The 18,030-nt window shown below is 70.1% G+C and carries 12 protein-coding genes, 2 tRNA genes and 3 pseudogenes; 10 read left to right on the top strand and 7 right to left on the bottom strand.

Translation table 11 applies throughout. The annotated features are described in order from the left end of the window. Positions 1 to 3 precede the first annotated feature (3 nt). Positions 4 to 240, bottom strand: coding sequence for an RNA-binding S4 domain-containing protein (locus ACRQ5B_RS00835; RefSeq protein WP_290258422.1), 237 nt, complete (start codon positions 238 to 240; stop codon positions 4 to 6). Positions 241 to 273: 33 nt separating this feature from the next. Between ACRQ5B_RS00835 and ACRQ5B_RS00830 the strand changes: the two genes are divergently transcribed. From ACRQ5B_RS00830 to ACRQ5B_RS00820, 3 genes and pseudogenes are all read left to right on the top strand, one after another. Continuing rightward, the gene (locus tag ACRQ5B_RS00830; protein WP_432396005.1) at positions 274 to 1,248 is read left to right on the top strand and encodes a DMT family transporter; all 975 of its coding nucleotides are present in this window, start codon (positions 274 to 276) and stop codon (positions 1,246 to 1,248) included. Between the two features lie 125 nt (positions 1,249 to 1,373). Further along, positions 1,374 to 2,760 (top strand): annotated as a pseudogene (locus ACRQ5B_RS00825) (glycine--tRNA ligase). Positions 2,761 to 2,762: 2 nt separating this feature from the next. After that, positions 2,763 to 3,788: a GNAT family N-acetyltransferase gene (locus tag ACRQ5B_RS00820; protein WP_432396001.1), complete on the top strand. Its 1,026-nt coding sequence runs from the start codon at positions 2,763 to 2,765 to the stop codon at positions 3,786 to 3,788. A gap of 71 nt (positions 3,789 to 3,859) precedes the next feature. Here the strand turns inward: ACRQ5B_RS00820 and ACRQ5B_RS00815 are convergent, their stop codons facing one another. The 4 genes from ACRQ5B_RS00815 to ACRQ5B_RS00800 form a co-directional block, all read right to left on the bottom strand. Then, positions 3,860 to 5,305, bottom strand: a complete 1,446-nt coding sequence (locus tag ACRQ5B_RS00815) for a short-chain fatty acid transporter (protein ID WP_412882539.1) — start codon at positions 5,303 to 5,305, stop codon at positions 3,860 to 3,862. Positions 5,306 to 5,493: 188 nt separating this feature from the next. Beyond that, positions 5,494 to 6,324 (bottom strand): lysophospholipid acyltransferase family protein, encoded by an 831-nt coding sequence (locus ACRQ5B_RS00810; RefSeq protein WP_432398798.1) that lies wholly within the window; start codon positions 6,322 to 6,324, stop codon positions 5,494 to 5,496. After that, positions 6,324 to 7,163 (bottom strand): DUF1295 domain-containing protein, encoded by an 840-nt coding sequence (locus tag ACRQ5B_RS00805; RefSeq protein ID WP_432395998.1) that lies wholly within the window; start codon positions 7,161 to 7,163, stop codon positions 6,324 to 6,326. The genes ACRQ5B_RS00810 and ACRQ5B_RS00805 overlap by 1 nt, the downstream gene beginning before the upstream one ends. Further along, positions 7,163 to 7,924, bottom strand: coding sequence for an alpha/beta hydrolase (locus ACRQ5B_RS00800; protein ID WP_432395995.1), 762 nt, complete (start codon positions 7,922 to 7,924; stop codon positions 7,163 to 7,165). Before ACRQ5B_RS00800 ends, ACRQ5B_RS00805 begins: the two co-directional genes overlap by 1 nt. Positions 7,925 to 8,158: 234 nt before the next feature. On the opposite strand from ACRQ5B_RS00800, the gene ACRQ5B_RS00795 reads away from it, so the two are divergent. From ACRQ5B_RS00795 to ACRQ5B_RS00765, 7 genes and pseudogenes are all read left to right on the top strand, one after another. Beyond that, a complete protein-coding gene (locus ACRQ5B_RS00795; RefSeq protein WP_432395992.1) occupies positions 8,159 to 9,550 on the top strand; it encodes an FAD-binding oxidoreductase in 1,392 nt (463 codons plus the stop codon). Positions 9,551 to 9,577: 27 nt separating this feature from the next. Continuing rightward, a complete protein-coding gene (locus ACRQ5B_RS00790) occupies positions 9,578 to 11,083 on the top strand; it encodes a YibE/F family protein (RefSeq protein WP_432395989.1) in 1,506 nt (501 codons plus the stop codon). Between the two features lie 47 nt (positions 11,084 to 11,130). After that, positions 11,131 to 12,309, top strand: a complete 1,179-nt coding sequence (gene dusB, locus ACRQ5B_RS00785; RefSeq protein WP_290258413.1) for a tRNA dihydrouridine synthase DusB — start codon at positions 11,131 to 11,133, stop codon at positions 12,307 to 12,309. Continuing rightward, positions 12,302 to 13,590, top strand: a pseudogene (locus tag ACRQ5B_RS00780) (deoxyguanosinetriphosphate triphosphohydrolase). Before dusB ends, ACRQ5B_RS00780 begins: the two are co-directional and overlap by 8 nt. A 25-nt stretch (positions 13,591 to 13,615) precedes the next feature. Further along, positions 13,616 to 15,609 (top strand): annotated as a pseudogene (gene dnaG, locus ACRQ5B_RS00775) (DNA primase). 83 nt (positions 15,610 to 15,692) lie between these two features. Continuing rightward, positions 15,693 to 15,765: transfer RNA gene (locus tag ACRQ5B_RS00770), tRNA-Ile, on the top strand. Between the two features lie 125 nt (positions 15,766 to 15,890). After that, positions 15,891 to 15,963 (top strand) — tRNA-Asn (locus ACRQ5B_RS00765). A gap of 53 nt (positions 15,964 to 16,016) precedes the next feature. Here ACRQ5B_RS00765 and ACRQ5B_RS00760 read toward each other — a convergent pair. Together ACRQ5B_RS00760 and ACRQ5B_RS00755 are read right to left on the bottom strand one after the other, a co-directional pair. After that, positions 16,017 to 16,430: a hypothetical protein gene (locus tag ACRQ5B_RS00760; protein WP_432395986.1), complete on the bottom strand. Its 414-nt coding sequence runs from the start codon at positions 16,428 to 16,430 to the stop codon at positions 16,017 to 16,019. Between the two features lie 174 nt (positions 16,431 to 16,604). Then, positions 16,605 to 17,828, bottom strand: coding sequence for a multidrug effflux MFS transporter (locus ACRQ5B_RS00755; protein WP_432395983.1), 1,224 nt, complete (start codon positions 17,826 to 17,828; stop codon positions 16,605 to 16,607). Positions 17,829 to 18,030 lie beyond the last annotated feature (202 nt).

The raw sequence follows: 18,030 nt of genomic DNA, 5'->3' as shown, positions 1-18,030 counted from the left end.
CCGCTAGGCTCCCGCGGGGGTGCTGATCCGGACCGACTCGCCGTTAACCGTGACCACGTCGCCGTGGTGCAGCTGCCGGCCGCGGCGCTCCTCGATCTCCCCGTTGACCTTCACGAGCCCGTTCTTGATCAGTTCCGCCGCTTCCACCCCGTCCTCGACCAGGCTGGCCAGCTTCAACAGCTGCCCCAGCCGGATCATCTCGTCGCGGATCGGGACCTCATCAATTTCCGGGTTGCTCATACAAGCAATAATGCCTGACCAAAGGTGCCACCAATGACCCACACACCCCGGCTGCCGCTGCCGCTCGGACTCCTCGCCGCCGTCACCGCCGGCCTCCTGGTTCCCGTCCAGGCCCGCGTCAACGGCGCCCTCGGCATGGCGCTGGCCGACGGCCTCGCCGCCGCGGTGGTGAGCTTCACCACCGGCCTGATCCTGATGATCGCCATCTCCCTGGCGCTGCCCAGGGGCAGGGCAGGGCTGGCGGAGGTGCTGCCGGCCCTGCGGGAACGCCGCTTCCCACGCTATTACGTGCTGGCCGGTGCCATCGGCGCGCTCTTCGTCTTCGCGCAGTCCTTCACCGTGGGCCTGCTCGGCGTGGCGCTCTTCACCGTCGCCGCCGTCACCGGCCAGACCCTCAGCGGCCTGCTGGTGGACCGGATGGGCATCGGCCCGGCGGGCAAGCGGCCCATCACCGGCATCCGGGTCCTCGGCAGCGTCCTCACCGTCGCCGCCGTCGCCTGGGCCGTCTCGCCCCGATTCTCCGGGGGCGCCGGCGCCTCGGACCCGCTGCAGCTCATCCTCCCTGTGCTGCTGCCCGTGCTGGCCGGCTTCCTGATGAGCTTCCAGCAGGCCATGAACGGCACCGCCACCGTCCACTACGGCACGCCCATCACCGCCACCCTGGTGAACTTCGTCGCCGGCAGCGTGCTGCTGTGGCTGGCCTGGGGCATCAAACTGGCCATCGCGGGGGCCGGTAACGGCCTGCCCGGACAGTGGTGGTACTACCTCGGCGGCCCGATGGGCTGCATCTTCATCGCCGTCGCCGCGTTCCTGGTCCGCAGCCTGGGCGTGCTGGTCACCGGCCTCGGCATGATCGCCGGGCAGCTCCTCGGCTCACTCGGCCTGGACCTCGCGCTGCCGGCCCCCGGCACCGTCGTCGCCCTCCCCACCGTGCTGGGCACCCTGCTCACCCTCGCCGCGATCGTCCTGGCCAGCCTGCCCTGGTCCCGGAACGCGCTGAAACGGTAGGGGCCACACGGGTAGGCTAGGACCTTGAATCACCCCGTTCGTACCACCCCGCCCGGCAACCAGCCGGTGACCCGGGGCCAACAGCGCGGACCGCACCCAGCGGCCCTGTAGAAAATGGAGTTCCCATGGCAGCAAAATCCGTACTCGACCAGATCATCTCCCTCGCCAAGCGACGGGGATTCGTCTTCCAGGCCGGCGAAATCTACGGAGGCTCACGCTCTGCCTGGGACTACGGTCCCCTCGGTGCCGAGCTGAAGGAAAACATCAAGCGGCAGTGGTGGCAGTCGGTCGTCCGCGGCCGCGAGGACGTCGTCGGCCTCGACTCCTCCGTCATCCTGCCCCGCCAGGTCTGGGAAGCCTCCGGCCACGTCGAGGTCTTCTCCGACCCGCTGGTGGAATGCCTCTCCTGCCACAAGCGCTACCGCGCCGACCACCTCGAGGAAGAGTACGAGGAGAAGAAGGGCCGCCCGGCCGAGAACGGCCTCAAGGACATCGTCTGCGCCAACTGCGGCACCCGGCGGCCAGTGGACCGAGCCGCAGGAATTCTCCGGCCTGCTCAAGACCTACCTCGGCCCGGTCGCCAGCGAGGAGGGCCTGCACTACCTGCGCCCCGAAACGGCCCAGGGCATCTTCGTGAACTTCAACAACGTGCTCACCACCTCCCGGAAGAAGCCGCCGTTCGGCATCGGCCAGATCGGCAAGTCCTTCCGCAACGAGATCACGCCGGGCAACTTCATCTTCCGCACCCGCGAGTTCGAGCAGATGGAAATGGAATTCTTCGTCGAGCCCGGCACCGACGAGCAGTGGCACGAGTACTGGATGAAGGAGCGCATGGCCTGGTACACCGGCCTGGGCATCCGCGAGGAAAACCTGCGCTTCTTCGAACACCCGAAGGAAAAGCTCAGCCACTACTCCAAGGGCACCACGGACATCGAGTACCGCTTCGGCTTCTCCGGCTCCGAGTGGGGCGAGCTCGAGGGCATCGCCAACCGCACCGACTTCGACCTCTCCACCCACTCGAAGGCCTCCGGCCAGGACCTGAGCTACTTCAACCAGGCCACCAACGAGCGCTACACCCCGTACGTGATCGAGCCCGCCGCCGGCCTCACCCGGTCCTTCATGGCGTTCATGATCGACGCGTACGTGGAGGACGAGGCCCCCAACGCCAAGGGCGGCGTCGACGTCCGCACCGTGCTCAAGCTGGACCCGCGCCTGGCCCCGGTCAAGGCCGCCGTCCTGCCGCTGAGCCGCAACGAGGACCTCTCGCCCAAGGCCAAGGACCTCGCCGCGCAGCTGCGCAAGAACTGGAACATCGACTTCGACGACGCCGGCGCGATCGGCCGCCGCTACCGCCGCCAGGACGAAATCGGCACCCCGTTCTGCATCACCGTGGACTTCGACACCCTCGAGGACCAGGCCGTCACCATCCGTGAGCGCGACACCATGAGCCAGGAGCGCGTCGCCCTGGACAAGGTGGAGGGCTACCTCGCCGCGCGGCTGATCGGCGCCTGAGCATGGCGATCGAGTACCGGCCCTGGCGCGACGGCGACGACCTGGCGCTGCTGGAAATCTGGGGCGGCCCGGAAACGGAGCAGGCCCGGCAGTTCCGCGCCGCCCTGGCGCCCTCCAGCAACACGCCGTGGCGCCGCTGCATCGTGGCCGAGGACGTCGTCGACGGCGTGGCCATCCCGGTCGCGGCCGGCGTCGTGCACGAGGCCACGCTGCACCCGGAACGCCTCTGGGTGTACGTCGAGGTGGCCCGGGACCACCGCCGGGCCGGCATCGGCTCGACGCTGCTGGCCATGCTTCGGCACGAGGCCCAGCAGTCGCCCTCCGGCGTGACCCGGCTGCGGACCAAGGTCGAACCCGGTACCCCTGGTGCCGGCTTCGCCGAGGCCGCCGGCCTGACCCCCATCCAGCGCTCCCGCCTGGTGGTGGTCGAGCCCGGCTCGCTGAAACTGCCCGTCTTCGGCGACGGCTCCGAGGCCGCGGCCTCGGAGCAGGTCGAGGACCTGGCCACCGGTTCGGTGGAGCTCAGCGACGTCGTGGGCCGGTACTACACCGCCGTCCACCACTGGGACACCCCGGGGGAGCTCAGCATCGCGACGGTGCAGCGGCTCTTCCTGGATGACCTGACCGGGGCCCGCGGCGCGATCGTGCTGCGCGCGCCCAAGGCCAGTGCCTTCGGCGCCGGCGTCCCGGCCAGCAAGAAGGGCAAGCTGCAGGCCTTCGCCGTCAGCTACGCGCAAGGCGCCCTGGAGACCGGCGCCCTGGAGACGGGCACCCCCGACGCCGGCGCGGCCGCTGCGGGCGGGGCCGAGCCCTCGGACGTGTTCCTGGGCCACGACCCGGAGCTGTCCGCTGAGGACGCCCGGGCCGCGGTCCGCGACCTGCTGGCCCTGATCGCCTACCAGTACCCCGTGCTGCTGGAACTGGACGATTCGATGGAGGCGCTGACCGCCGTCGTCGAACCCCTGCTGGAGGCCGGTACCGCCCGGCTGGCCGAGGCGGACGCGCTGATCCTCTCCGACCCCGCCTAAGCCGCCTTGAACCACACTGACCCGCAGCTGTTGTCGTGATGACATCGGCTGCGGGTCAGGTGGTTCAAGGGCTACTTCCCGGGGATCACCGGCGGGACGAAGTCGAACGTCATGCCAAGCAGCCAGACCAGCAGGAGCACCACCGGGAGGTGGAAGAGGAACTGCAGGAACGTGAAGCCCACCAGGTCGCGGGCCCGCAGCTTCAGCACCGCGAGCAGCGGCAGCATGAAGAACGGGTTGACCAGGTTCGGCAGCGCCTCGGCGATGTTGTAGATCTGCACCGTCCAGCCCAGGTTCATCTGCACATCCGTGGCGGACTGCATCACGTACGGGGCCTCCACCAGCCACTTGCCGCCGCCGGAGGGGACCAGCAGTCCCAGCAACGCGGTGTAGAGGGCGATCACGACGGCGAACCCGCCGCCGCTGCCGATCTGGGCGAAGAACTCGGACAGGTGCCCGGAGATGGACATGCCGCCAGCGCCGGTGGCCTTGGTCAGGATCGCGGCCATCGCGGCGTAGAGCGGGAACTGGACCAGGATGCCGGCGGTGGCCGGGACGGCCTTGGTGACGGCCTGCAGGAAGTTCCGCGGGGTGCCGTGGAGCACCAGGCCCAGGATGAGGAAGACCAGCAGGTAGCCGTTGAGGCTGCTGACCACGGACAGGAACGGCTTGGTCAGGAACTGGGAGACCAGCCAGCCCAGGGTCAGGAGTCCGGCCAGGATCGGGAGGATCCGGCTGTATTCGAGCCACTCGCCCGGCCGGGACCGGGGCGCCGGCTCGGTCGGGGCGTCGTCGAGGTCCACGCCCAGGTCCTGCGCGGTGCGGATCGAGCCGCCCTGCGGGGCGGAGAAATGCGCGATCACGGTGGTCAGCAGCATCAGGATGGCCAGGGTCAGGAGCGACTGCCAGGTGAAGATGGTGGTGCCGAAGTCCAGGACGCCGGTGATCTTCAGCAGCGCCGGCGGCAGCGAGGCCGGGGTGGCCTGCAGCTGGGCGGCGGAGGAGGACAGGCCGAGGGCCCAGACGGCGCCGAGCCCCATGAAGGCGGCCGCGCCGAGGGCGCGGTAGTCGACGGTCAGGTCCTTGCGGCGGGCGATGGCGCGGGCCAACAGGCCGCCGAAGATCAGGCTCAGGCCCCAGTTGAGGAAGGACACGGACATGGACATCAGGGCCACGAAGCTGACGGCGGTGCGCGCGGTGGCCGGGACCATGGCCAGGCGGTTGATCAGGCGCGCCACCGGCGGGGACGTTGCCACGACGTAGCCGGTGAGGACCACCATGGCCATCTGCAGGGTGAAGGCGGTCAGGTCCCAGAAGCCGTTGCCGAAGGAGTCGGCGATGGACTGCGGGGAGGCGCCGATTGCCAGTGCGGCGAGCGCGATGATGATGACCCCGGCGAGGGCGAAGATGTAGGCGTCCGGGAACCACTTCTCCGTCCAGGCGGCCATCCGTTGGGCGATGCGGGCGAGACCGCGTTCCTCGCCGATAGTGCTTGTGGTCAGGGCTGTGTTTGCCACCGGGGGTGTACCTCTCCATTGAGTGCGTTTTTCTACCCGATGGAGTTTAGCCAGCACGCCGCCCCGTCCCGGGTTCATCGGCGCGTGTTGGCCCGGCCCTGGCCGTCAGGCCGCCAGCGGAGCGCCAAGCGGTCGGTATGCGGCGGTCAACGGCGGAGTAGTTCAGCGGCGGAGCTCACCGGTGGAGCTCAGCGGCGGCGGGCGCGGGCGCGGCGGGGGCCCTCGGCCTCGTCCAGCCGGCGCCGCTGTTCCTCCGTGGGAGCGCCGCCGCCGTGGTCGGCGGGCATCCACCAGGCCCCGGGCGCGGGGCGCAGGGGGAAGTCGGCCATGGCGACGTCGATCCCGTCCTGGAGCACCGTCCGGAGCGCCTCCGTGGCCGCGGCAACGTCGACCCCCGGGCCGGGTGTGAGGGGTTCGCCCACGTGCACCCGCACGGGGGCGCGCCAGGCCCGCAGCGGCGAGAAGCCGTGGTGCCGGGTCATGATCCGGTGCGCGCCCCAGACCGAGACCGGGATGATCGGCACGCCCGCCTCGGCGGCCATCCGTACGGCGCCGGTCTTGCACTCGCGGACCTTGAAGCTCCGGCTGACGCCGGCCTCGGGAAGGATCGCCACGTACTCTCCGGCGCGCAGTTTCTGCACGGCGGCGTCGTAGGCGTGGGAGCCGGTCTCGTAGCCGACGACGACGTGCCCGGCGGCGCTGACGGCGGGGCCGGCGAACCAGTGGTCCGCCGCGCCCTGGGTGATGAGGAAGCGCATCTGCGCCTTGTTGCGGGCCCACAGCAGGAGCTCCGCGGCGGCGAAATCCACGTACCCGAAGTGGGTGATCGCGACGACGGCGCCGGAGCCGGGAACCGGGGTGCGGGAGGCGGTGCCGCGGTGTTCCGGGGCCGGCAGGTGCTCCTGGCCGGTGACGATGATGCGGATCTGGAACAACCAGCGCAGGGCCTGGCCGGTGCGCACGATCGAGCGGTAGAAGCGGTCGTTGGGCGCCGGCCGCCAGTGCGGGAACCGTCCCATCAGTGCCCCGTGCCCGTTGCCGCGCGGCGGTTCCGGGGCGGCCACGGCAGGAAGCCGGAGGTCGCCTCGACATATTCCTTGTAGCCCGGGCGGCCGGACATGGCCTTCTCGGTCAGGGGTTTGCCGGTCTTGCCAGCCAGGGTCCAGATCATCAGGGCGGGGGAGAGGACGGTGAGGATTCCGGGCCAGGAGTCCGCGGCCACCAGGAACAGCCCCGCCCAGACTGCCGCGTCGCCGAAGTAGTTCGGGTGCCGGGTGTAGCGCCAGAGGCCGGTGTCCAGGACGGTACCGCGCCGGGTCGGATCGGCCTTGAACTGCGCCAACTGCCGGTCGCCGACGGTCTCGAAGACGAAGCCCACGGCCCAGAGCAGCGCCCCGGCAAAAGCCAGCCAGTCCAGGGGAGCGGTGGCGAACATTCCCACCTGAACGGTCAGCGAGACGAAGAACAGCACGATGCCCTGGGGCAGATAGACCCGCCTCAGCGCGTACACATCCCGGGAGCCGGGCGCGCCGTCGAGCATGGCGGTGTAGCGCGGGTCCTCGTGCCCGCCGCGGGCCCGGACACCGATGTGCACGCCCAGCCGGAGGCCCCAGACGGCCACGAGCGCCAGCAGCAGGAGCCGCCGGCCGCCGTCGCCGTGCCCCGCCGAGAGTAGCCACGACACCGCCGCCACGACCACGAAGCCGGGCCCCCACACCACGTCCATCACCGAGTGCCGGCGCTGCCGGACGGCGACGGCGAACGTCACGGCCAGCAGTGCCACGATGCCCGCCGCGGCCCACGGCAGGCCGGCCAGGAACGCGGCCAGCGGGAAGTCCACCGGCGGGAAAGCCTGCATCAGAGGACCACCGGCAGCGCCGCCGTGGCCGGCAGCACCTGGCGGAGCGCGTCGGTGCCGGCCGGTTCGGCGCCCGTGCTGGCGGCGAAGGAATCCAGGATGAAGCCGTTGGCCAGGGAGTTCCAGAGCCCCACGCGGCGGAACATGAAGTGCCCGGCTCCGGTGAGCGAGACGTAGTCGATCGAGGCGGCAACGCCCTCGGCGCGGCGGGCGTAGGCCAGGGAGTTCACCGGGCTGGTCCAGCGGTCCTCGTCGCCGTGGACGATCAGGACGCGGCGGCCGGCCACCCGTTCCACCGGCGTTTCCGCAGTGAGCCAGGGGGCGAGGGCGACGACGGCATGGACCTGCGGATCGTCGGCCACGCAGAGGGCGGTGAGGCCGCCCATGGAGTGGCCCAGCAGGAAGACGGGCACGCCGGGGTGCTCGCGGGCGATCTCCGAGAGCGCCCAGCGGGCGTCCTGCACCGGGGACATGTCCGGTCCGTTCCAGCCGCGGTACCGGTTCCGGAGGGTCCAAACCGCCAGGCCGTGCGGTCCGCCCTGGCTGCGCAGGGTCTGGGCGAAGGGCAGCATCCGGGCCGGGCTGAGGTGCCGGGCGCGGACCTGGTCGAAGCTGTCCGCCCGTCCGCCGTGCAGCACCAGCGCGACGCCGCGGGTCTGCCCGCCGGCGTCGGCCACGCTCAAGTCCGCCCGTGCCGCCGGGCCCGGGCCCGTGTGTTCGCGCTCGTCTGCAATCCGCCTGGCCACGATAGTGTCCTCCACCTTTCTTGTCCTGCCCATACCAACATTAAAGTTGCGGCCAAAGTTCCCGGCAGCGACTCCGCCGGTTGCGTTTCCCGAAAGACGTTCGGAGCTGTGCCCGGGAAGGATGGGAGCCCTTGACTCCGCTCCGGCGCAGGAGTAGGCCAGTTCTCGTAAACCTCCGGACGCCATGCCGGCTGGGAGCACAATTTACCGTCCGGGTCGGAATTCACGACGAAATCGACGGTACAGAAAATGAACGGAACCGACTTCGATAGTCTGCGCGGGCAAGTCCGCGGACAGGTCATCACGTCCGTGGACGCGGGCTACGACGACGCGCGGACGGTGCAGAACGGCATGATCGACAAGCGGCCGGCAGCGGTGCTCCGGGTGTCCCAGGTGGCGGACGTTATTGCGGGCGTCAACTTCGCCCGGGATAACGGCCTGGCCCTGGCCGTCCGCGGCGGGGGCCACAGCGGGCCAGGATTTGGCACCGCGGATAACGCAGTGGTCATCGACTTTTCCCGCACCCGCGGGGTCCGCGTCGATCCGGCCGGGAAGACGGCCCGGACCGAGGCCGGGGCAACGTGGGCCGACTTCAATCACGCCACTCATGCCTTCGGACTGGCCACCACGGGCGGGATCGTCGGCTCGACCGGGGTGTCGGGGTTAACCCTGGGAGGCGGCATCGGCTACCTTGACCGCAAATACGGACTGAGCTGTGACAACATCCTCTCGGCCGACGTCGTCACCGCCGAAGGGAAGTTCCTGACGGCCAGCGACAGCGAGAATCAAGACCTCTTCTGGGCTTTACGCGGAGGCGGCGGGAACTTCGGCGTCGTGACGTCCCTGGAATTCCGCCTGCACCCGGTGGATATGGTCCATGCCGGCATCGTCATCTACCCTGCGGAGCACGCCGAAGCGGTGGCGACGTTCTATCGCGGGTACATGGCGGCCGCGCCCGAGGATTTCGGCGCCTTCCTGGCCTTCCACCAGGGCCCGCCCGTCCCGTTCCTCCCGGAGGAGTGGCACGGGAAGCCCGTCTGCGTCGTGGTGGGCATGTGGACCGGAGACCCGGCCGAAGGGGACACCCGCTGGGAGCCTTTCCTCGCCGCCGCGCCGGTAGCAGGCTCTATGGTGGGCCCGATGCCGTACCCGGCGTTGAACTCCGCGTTCGACGGCATGTATCCCAAGGGCCTCCTGGCCTACTGGAAGGCGGCCTTCCTGACCGAACTCAACGACGGCGCCATCAACGCCCATCTTGAGTACGGCCGCCGGGTTCCGAGTCTGCAGACCGCCGTGCACATCTATCCCATCGACGGCGCCGTGCACCGGGTGGGGGTTACGGACACTGCATTTCCAAACCGGACCGCTATGTTCTCTCCGGTCATCGCGTGCCACTGGGAGGATCCCGGGGACAGCGCGGCGAACATCGCCTGGGTGCGGGACTACGCGGCAGCGCTGCAGCCTTTCTCGGAGACCGCGGGTTACATCAACTTTATGGACGGCGACGACGCGCACCGGGTGGCGGATAACTACGGCCCCAACTACCAGCGGCTGAGGGACGTTAAGGCCAAGTACGATCCGGAGAACCTCTTTCACGTGAACCAAAACATCCTGCCGGCAGAGGGGGTGCCGGCACCGTAGAGTTTTCGGCATGAGGTTGAACTGCTGATGGGCGCCGGACACTCACACGCCCCACACCCGGCCGAACCGCCGTCGCCCAGGGCGCTCGCCGCCCGCCGTAAGGCCAACTGGATCCTGGCAGCGGTCCTGGCGCCCCTGACCGTCCTGACCATCGTGGGGATGATCCTCCTCTGGCCCTCTGGCAGCAAGGAAGGCCTCACCCTGGCCAGCCCCTATGCCGCCGCCCCGGGCGTCACCTTCGACACCGGCAAGATCCAGCGCGTCGTCACCGGCAGCTGCATGGACGCCGCCGGCCGGGCGCAGTCGCAGGCGCCGGCCCAGCAGGGCCAGCCCGCCGACGGGCAGTCCGCCCAGCCCCAGGCCCCGGGAACGGGCTCGCAGTGCACCTTTGCCTGGACGGAACCGGATCAGGGCGGCAACCCGGTCAAGGTGGTGATCAACCCCGACGTCGCCAAGTCCCACGGCGTCAAGGCCGGCGACAACATCCGCTACCTCAATCTGTCCCGGGTCCAGGGCGCCGACGCCGGCGGCTCCCCGGCGTTCGTCTTCGTCGACTTCGTGCGGACCCTGCCGATCATCCTGCTCGCGGTGCTCTACGCAGTCGTCGTCATCGCCGTCGCCCGCTGGCGGGGCCTGCGGGCGCTGATCGGCCTCGTGGGCGCCTACGCGGTGCTCGTTTCTTTCATGCTGCCCGGCCTCGTGGAGGGCAAACCGCCGCTGCTGCTGGCCCTGGTCGGTTCCACCGTGATCATGATCGGGGTGCTGTACTTCGCGCACGGGTTCACCGCACGGACCTCAACGGCGCTGCTGGGCACCATGTTCGGCCTGGCGATCACCGCCGCGCTCGCCGCCTGGGCCACGGACGCGGCGAACCTGGCCGGCGTCGGCAACCACGACGCCGCCACCCTCGCCAACGTCTCGGACCACATCTCGATCTCCGGGATCATCCTCTGCGGGCTCATCATCTCCGGCCTCGGCGTCCTGAACGATGTCACCATCACCCAGTCCTCCGCCGTCTGGGAACTCTGGGAACTGGCCCCGGAGACGTCGGCCCGGAAACTCTTCGCCTCCGCCATGCGGATCGGCCGCGACCACATCGCCTCCACCGTCTACACCATCGCGTTCGCCTACGCGGGCGCGGCGCTGCCCATCCTGATCATCGTGATGCTCTACGAGCGCCCGCTCGGGGATGCCCTGACCAGCGCGGAGCTCTCCGAGGAAGTGGTCCGCACCCTGGTCGGGTCGATCGGGCTGGTCCTGGCCATCCCCGTCACCACCCTGATTGCCGTGCTGGTGGTTAAGGCCACCGGCCTCCGGGGCGCCGGACCCGCCGCCCCGGTGGCGGGCACCCAGGACGCTGGCGACGACGACTCTGCCGCTGCCGGCGACGCCGGGCGCCGGCGCGGGGAACCCGCCCTGGACGACGGCCAGGAAGTCGCCGCAAACGGCAGCCGGGAAGCCGCCGGGGACTCCGATTCCGACGCCCCGCCGGAGAAGCGCCGGGGCCGGCGCGCCGCCCCGGTTTCCACATAGCGGGCACGGCGCGGGCTCGATTTGTCCGGCTTTGAGACAATGGAGGGGTGACTGTTGTAGCAACCCCTCCCGCCCCCAAGCTGGAACTGCCGCCCCTGAAGCTGGGCCCGATCACGGTGGACACGCCCGTGATCCTCGCCCCGATGGCAGGCATCACCAACTCCGCCTTCCGCAGACTCTGCCGTGAATACGGCGGCGGCCTCTACGTCGCGGAGATGGTCACCTCGCGCGCCCTCGTCGAGCGCACCCCCGAATCGCTGCGCATCATCTCCCACGACGACGATGAGAAGGTCCGCTCCGTCCAGCTCTACGGCGTGGACCCGGTCACCGTCGGCGCGGCCGTGCGGATGCTGGTCGAGGAGGACCGCGCGGACCACATCGACCTCAACTTCGGCTGCCCGGTCCCCAAGGTGACCCGGCGCGGCGGCGGCTCCGCCCTGCCCTGGAAGATCGACCTGTTCACCTCGATCGTCCAGACCGCCGTCAAGGAAGCCTCCAAGGGCAACATCCCGCTGACTATCAAGATGCGCAAGGGCATCGACGATGACCACCTGACCTACCTCGATGCCGGCAGGATCGCCCGCGACTCCGGCGTCGCCGCCGTCGCCCTGCACGGGCGCACCGCCGCCCAGTTCTACTCCGGCCAGGCCGACTGGTCCGCCATCGCCCGGCTGCGCGAGGCCCTCCCGGACATCCCCGTCCTGGGCAACGGCGACATCTGGTCCGCGGAGGACGCCGTCCGCATGGTTCGGGAAACCGGCGTCGACGGCGTCGTCGTGGGCCGCGGCTGCCAGGGCCGGCCGTGGCTCTTCGGCGACCTGATGGCCGCGTTCGAGGGCAGCGACGTCCGGCACAAGCCGGGACTGCGGCAGGTGGCCGAGGGTATCTACCGGCACGCTGAACTGATGGTCGAGACCTTCGGGGACGAGGGCAAGGCCCTGCGCGAGATCCGCAAGCACATGGCCTGGTACCTCAAGGGCTACGTGGTGGGCAGCGACCTGCGCCACCGGCTGGCCCTCGTCACCAGCCTGGAGGTGCTCCGCGGCACCCTGGACGAACTGGACCTCGACTCGCCGTACCCGGGAGTCGACGCCGAGGGGCCGCGCGGCCGCGCCGGCTCGCCGAAGAAACCCGCCCTGCCCAAGGACTGGCTGCTGGACCGCCGCCTGAACGCGGAGCAGTCCCAGGAGATTGCCGCCGCCGAACTGGACGTCTCCGGTGGCTGAGACCAGGACCGCCGCTCCGGTGCTGGACGGCTACGTGGCGAGCGACACCGCCCGCTGGGTCGAGGAGCCGCCCAAGAGCACCTACCGGTCCGACTTCGAACGGGACCGTGCCCGGGTGCTGCACTCCTCGGCGCTGCGCCGGCTCGGTGCCAAGACCCAGGTGGTCGCCCCGGACACCGACGACTTCGTCCGTACCCGGCTAACGCACAGCCTCGAGGTCGCCCAGGTGGGCCGTGAACTGGGCCGCGCCCTGGGTTGCGATCCCGACGTCGTGGACACCGCCTGCCTGAGCCACGACCTGGGCCACCCGCCCTTCGGGCACAACGGCGAGTCCGCCCTGAACGAGGTGGCGCACGCTATCGGCGGCTTCGAGGGCAACGCCCAGACCCTGCGCCTGCTGACCCGGCTGGAACCGAAGGTCCTCGCCGCGGACGGCCGGCCGGCCGGGCTTAACCTCACCCGGGCCAGCCTCGACGCCGCCGCTAAGTACCCCTGGTCGGCGGAGAACGCACCCGTCATCCACGGCCAGCGCACCAGCAAGTTTGGCGCCTACGAGGACGACCTGCCCATCTTCGACTGGATCCGCGAGGGCGCCCCGGAGCGGCGCTCCTGCCTCGAAGCCCAGGTCATGGATCTGGCCGACGACATCTCGTACTCGGTGCACGACGTCGAGGACGCGATCGTCGCGGGCACTTCCAGCTTCGCTGGATGGACAATCCGGACCACCGCGCCCGCGTCGTCGGCTACGCCAAGCAGTGGTACCTTCCGCACAACGACCCGGCCGCGATCGACGCCGCCCTGGCCCGCCTCGAAGCCACCAGTGTGTGGGTCCGCGAGGCCGACGGCAGCCGCAAGTCCATGGCGGCCCTGAAGGACATGACCAGCCAGCTGATCGGCCGGTTCTGCCAGAGCGCCCTGGAGACCACCCGCGCCGTGTACGGGCCGGAAAACCTCACCCGCTACAACGCCGAACTGATCGTCCCGGACGAGACGGTGATGGAGATCGCGGTGATGAAGGGTCTGGCCACCACCTTCGTGATGACCACCGAACACCGGCAGCCGATCTACGAACGCCAGCGCGAGGTCCTGCACGCCCTGGTGACGGCACTGAACGCCACCGGCGACCGTCACCTCGAGCCGATGTTCGCCGCGGACTGGCGCGCCGCCGGCGACGACGGGGCGCGGCTGCGGGTCGTCATCGACCAGGTAGCCTCGCTGACTGACGGCTCCGCGCTGGCCATGTATGAGCGGCTGGTCGGCAGCCTACCGTCACTGTGGTGACAGGGGGAGTGACTAGGATGGCTCCGTGGCCGGCCTGATCAAACGCGAAGACATCGACGAGGTGCGCCAGCGTACCGACATCAAGGAAGTCGTCGACGGCTACGTCACGCTCAAGGGCGCCGGACTCGGCTCCTACAAGGGCCTCTGCCCGTTCCACGACGAGCGTTCCCCCTCCTTCACCGTCCGCCCCCAGGTGGGCCGGTACCACTGCTTCGGCTGCGGCGAGGACGGGGACGTGATCTCGTTCGTGCAGAAGCTGGACCACACCACCTTCCACGAGGCGGTCGAGAAGCTCGCCGCCCGCATCGGCTACGAGCTCCGCTATGAGGACGGCGGCTCCGGCCCCAACCGCGAGGAAATCGGCCGCCGCCAGCGGCTCCTCGACGCGCACAAGATCGCCGACGAATTCTTCCGCGCCCAGCTGTTGACCCCCGGCGCAGCCGAGGGCCGGAACTTCCTCTACGGCCGCGGCTTCGACCGGGCAGCCTCCGAGCAGTTCGGCGTGGGCTACGCCCCGCAGGGCTGGGACTCGCTGCTCAAGCACCTCCGCGGCCGCGGCTTCACGGATGCGGAGCTGAAACTCACGGGCATGTTCTCCGAGGGCAACCGGGGGATCTACGACCGGTTCCGCGGCCGGCTGATCTGGCCTATCCGCGACATCGCGGGGGACACCATCGGCTTCGGTGCCCGGAAGCTCTACGAGGACGACCAGGGCCCCAAGTACCTCAACACCCCGGAGACGGCGCTCTATAAGAAGTCGCAGGTCCTCTACGGGATCGACCTGGCCAAGCGCACGATCGCCAAGGACCGGCAGCTGGTGGTGGTTGAGGGCTACACCGACGTCATGGCCTGCCACCTGGCCGGCGTGACGACGGCTGTGGCCACCTGCGGCACCGCCTTCGGTACGGACCACATCAAGATCGCCCGCCGGCTGCTTTCCGACGACGGCAGCGGCGGCGAGGTCATCTTCACCTTCGACGGCGACGCCGCCGGCCAGAAGGCAGCCCTGCGCGCCTTCGAGGAGGACCAGCGGTTCGTCGCGCAGACGTATGTGGCGGTCGAACCCACCGGGGCAGACCCCTGCGACCTGCGCCAGGCCAAGGGCGATGCCGCCGTGCGCGATCTGATAGGCACCCGCCGGCCGCTCTTCGAGTTCGCCATCCGGGCCACCCTGCGCCGGCACAACCTGGATACCGTAGAGGGCCGGATCTCGGCGCTGCGCGAGTCCGCTCCCGTCGTGGCGCAGATCCGCGACGCCGGCATGCGCCCTGCCTACGCCCGCGAGCTCGCCGGCTGGCTCGGGATGCCCGTGGAGGACGTCAGCCGGGCCGTGGGCGCGGCCATGAAGCGCGGCACCCAGGGCGGCCCCGGTCAGCAGGGCGGCCGCGGGGGAGCGGGCCAGGGCAACGGCTTCGGCTCCGCGGGCCAGCAGGGCGGCTACCAACAGGGCTACCAGAATCAGGGCGGCTACCCTCAGCAGGGCCAGAACCCGGGCGCACCGGGGTGGCGCCGCTGCCGCCGTCGGCCGCGCTGCCGGCGTTCAACCGGCCCGATCCCCGCGACCCCGTCGCGGCGATGGAACGGCAGGCGCTGGAAGTGGTGCTGCAGCAGCCGTCGATGCTGGAGGGAACCACCTGGGAGCGGTTCTCCGAGGCGCGATTCTCCACCCCGGCCTACCTCGCGATCCACGAGGCCATCCGCGCCACGGGCCTGGCCTCGGCCGCGGATCCGGCCCGCTGGGTGGCGGAGCTGCTGCAGGAGGTACCGGAGCCGCTCCGTCCGCTCGTCTCCGAGCTCTCGGTGGTGCCGTTGCCGGCCAGCACCGAGGAAGCCGTGCAGCGCTACTGCCGGGACATCCTGGCGCGGCTGTTCGAGTTGCAGATCACGCGGGTCAAGGCGGACAAGATGGGCCAGCTGCAGCGCCTAGACGCCGCCGCGAACCCGGAGGAGTTCCAACGGCTCAACCGCGAGCTGATGGAACTGGAGATGCAGCGGCGGTCGCTGCGCTCCGATTCCTGAGGTTGCGCCCCCGCGTCCGGCGGCCCGGCCGGTCCCGATTTCGCTTCCGGGCCGCGCGTTTGCTAGGCTAGTAGCCGCTTCATTCCTCCTTAGCTCAATTGGCAGAGCATTCGACTGATAATCGAAGGGTTGCTGGTTCAAGTCCAGCAGGAGGAGCGCACAGTCCCCGTTCCGGTCCGCCGGAACGGGGACTTTTTCATACCCGGCGGGGGTATCTTCCGAGGCGTCGGGGGCCGATTTCCTTAGCGGTAAAACCTTTGCTAATGTCATACCTGCTTCATTCCTCCTTAGCTCAATTGGCAGAGCATTCGACTGTTAATCGAAGGGTTGCTGGTTCAAGTCCAGCAGGAGGAGCGGACAGGCCCCGCGGCCGGCGAACAGCCGGCTGCGGGGCCTTTTTCTTGCGCTCAGACGAAGAACATCTCCACCTGCAGGAAGCGTTCCGCCTCGCCGACGGCCGCCTGGAACGCCTCTTCCTCGGTGGGGGACTGCCGGGGTTCGCGGGGATGCCATTCGTGGGCGCCTGAGTGGACCCGGGTGAACCCGCCGCGCGGCGGGGCGTAGAAGATGCCGAAGCGCTGCACCGGCCATTCCGGGGACGTCTCGGGGGCCACCAGCAGGGCGGCGTCGAAGGCTGGGTTGTACCACTGTGCGATCGGCCGGCGCCGGTCCTCGGTGAAGAGCCCGGCCGCGTAGAGTGCCGCCGATTGGGGGCTGGTCTGCGAACACAACCGCTCCCACCACAGGGGCAGGATGCCGTCATCGCACCGCTGCCACGTGGCCGGGAGGGAGGGAGGTCCTGCCGTTCGGGCACACCACAACCTTATCGCCCGCCGCCGGGCGGGAACAGGGCCGGAACCGGCCCCGAACGGTTGGCCGGAGCGTCCTTCGCGGGCGCAGGGCCAGACCCCCGGGCGGGCCGCCGGATCGGACCCGAAGGTGGCCTCGGAGCGGGCCTTCGCGCGCAGCCTATCCGGATCCCGTGGCCCGCCGGATCAGTGGATCGAGGGTACCGTCCGCGGCCGGACCACGAACCAGAGCGCGGCAGCCGCCAGCAGAATGCAGCCTGCCTGCACAGCCCCCATCGGCGTCGCCGACTGGACTCCCAGCCAGCCCACGACGGGGGAGATGATCCCGGCCATGAGGAAGGTCGCGGCGCCGAGCAGGGACGCCGCCGTGCCGGCCTGGGCGCCATGGTTGGCCAGCGCCAGGACCTGGACGCACGGGAAGGTGAAGCCCGCGCCGAGGATGTAGAACCACAGCGGCACCATCACGCCCCACAGCCCCAGGCCGGCCCGGTCGAAGACGACGATCAGCAGGGCCATCAGGAACATCCAGGCCGTCGAGCAGGCCACGATCCACTGCGGCGGGACGCGCTTGATCAGCCGGGCGCTGGTCTGCACCCCGGCCACGATCCCCAGGGAGTTGATGCCGAAGAGCAGACCGTACTGCTGGGCCGAGAAGCCGAAGACGTCCTGGAAGAGGAAGGGCGAGGCCGAGAGGTAGGTGAACAGGCCGCCGAAGTTCATCCCGCCCAGCAACAGGGTGCCCACGAAGATGCGGTCAGCGAACAACACCCGGTAGCGCTGGCGCATCGTCATGCCCGAGGCGCCGCGCAGGTGCGCCGGCAGCGTCTCGCGGACCAGGAACAGCGCGGCGATGATCACGCAGCTGCCATAGCCGGCCAGGAACAGGAAGATGCCCGGCCACGCCGTTAGCAGAAGCAGTTGCGAGCCGATCACCGGCGCCAGGATCGGGGCCAGGCCGTTGACCAGCGCCATCCGGGAGAACATCCGCACCATGGCGTAGCCGCTGAACAGGTCGCGCACCATGGCCATGGCGACGACGCCGCCGCCCGCAGCGCCGATGCCCATGAGCACCCGGAACAGGCCGAGGGTCCCGATGTCGGTGGCCGACGCCGCCCCCAGGGACGCGCCGATGTGCAGGGCGGTGGCGAGGATCAGCGGCATTCGGCGGCCGAACCGGTCGCTGAGCGGTCCCACCACCAGCTGGCCCAGCGCGAAGCCCACGGTGGTGCCGGTCAGGGTCAGCTGGACCGCCGCCTCGCTGACGCCGAGGCTGGCCTCCAGGGCCGGGAAGGCCGGCAGGTACAGGTCCACGGTGAAGGGTCCCAGTGCCGTCAGGGCGCCCAGCATGAGGATGTAGAGAAGCTTGCGGCGGCGGGTCAGGGAATCGCCCGGATTGCTGGGTGTCTGCACAGAGGTCAATCCTAGGGCCGGGGCGGCGGCACGGACAGCGCCGCGGCCGCCGCCGCCGGGCACGACACCGGGCACGGACGCGCGGCACGTCGCCCGAGCGCGACGCGCAGGCGCGCGGCCCTCCGCTGGCCGCCGTCGGCGCCCCGAATGATAGTTTTGACACCTGGGCGTGCAATCAGCCGCGCAGGCCCGGGCATTTCAG

The sequence above is a fragment of the Pseudarthrobacter sp. L19 genome, from assembly GCF_050859435.1.
Classification (GTDB): domain Bacteria; phylum Actinomycetota; class Actinomycetes; order Actinomycetales; family Micrococcaceae; genus Arthrobacter.
The sequence above is the reverse complement of the archived record's forward strand: the minus strand, read 5'-3'. Positions and strand labels throughout refer to the sequence as shown.

Bases quoted from the DNA above. Each gene is read 5' to 3' on its own strand.
- ACRQ5B_RS00820 (WP_432396001.1), top strand. From the start codon at position 2,763: ATGGCGATCGAGTACCGGCCCTGGCGCGACGGCGACGACCTGGCGCTG.
- ACRQ5B_RS00830 (WP_432396005.1), top strand. From the start codon at position 274: ATGACCCACACACCCCGGCTGCCGCTGCCGCTCGGACTCCTCGCCGCC.
- ACRQ5B_RS00805 (WP_432395998.1), bottom strand. From the start codon at position 7,163: ATGCAGGCTTTCCCGCCGGTGGACTTCCCGCTGGCCGCGTTCCTGGCC.
- ACRQ5B_RS00835 (WP_290258422.1), bottom strand. From the start codon at position 240: ATGAGCAACCCGGAAATTGATGAGGTCCCGATCCGCGACGAGATGATC.
- ACRQ5B_RS00795 (WP_432395992.1), top strand. From the start codon at position 8,159: ATGAACGGAACCGACTTCGATAGTCTGCGCGGGCAAGTCCGCGGACAG.
- ACRQ5B_RS00790 (WP_432395989.1), top strand. From the start codon at position 9,578: ATGGGCGCCGGACACTCACACGCCCCACACCCGGCCGAACCGCCGTCG.
- ACRQ5B_RS00810 (WP_432398798.1), bottom strand. From the start codon at position 6,324: ATGGGACGGTTCCCGCACTGGCGGCCGGCGCCCAACGACCGCTTCTAC.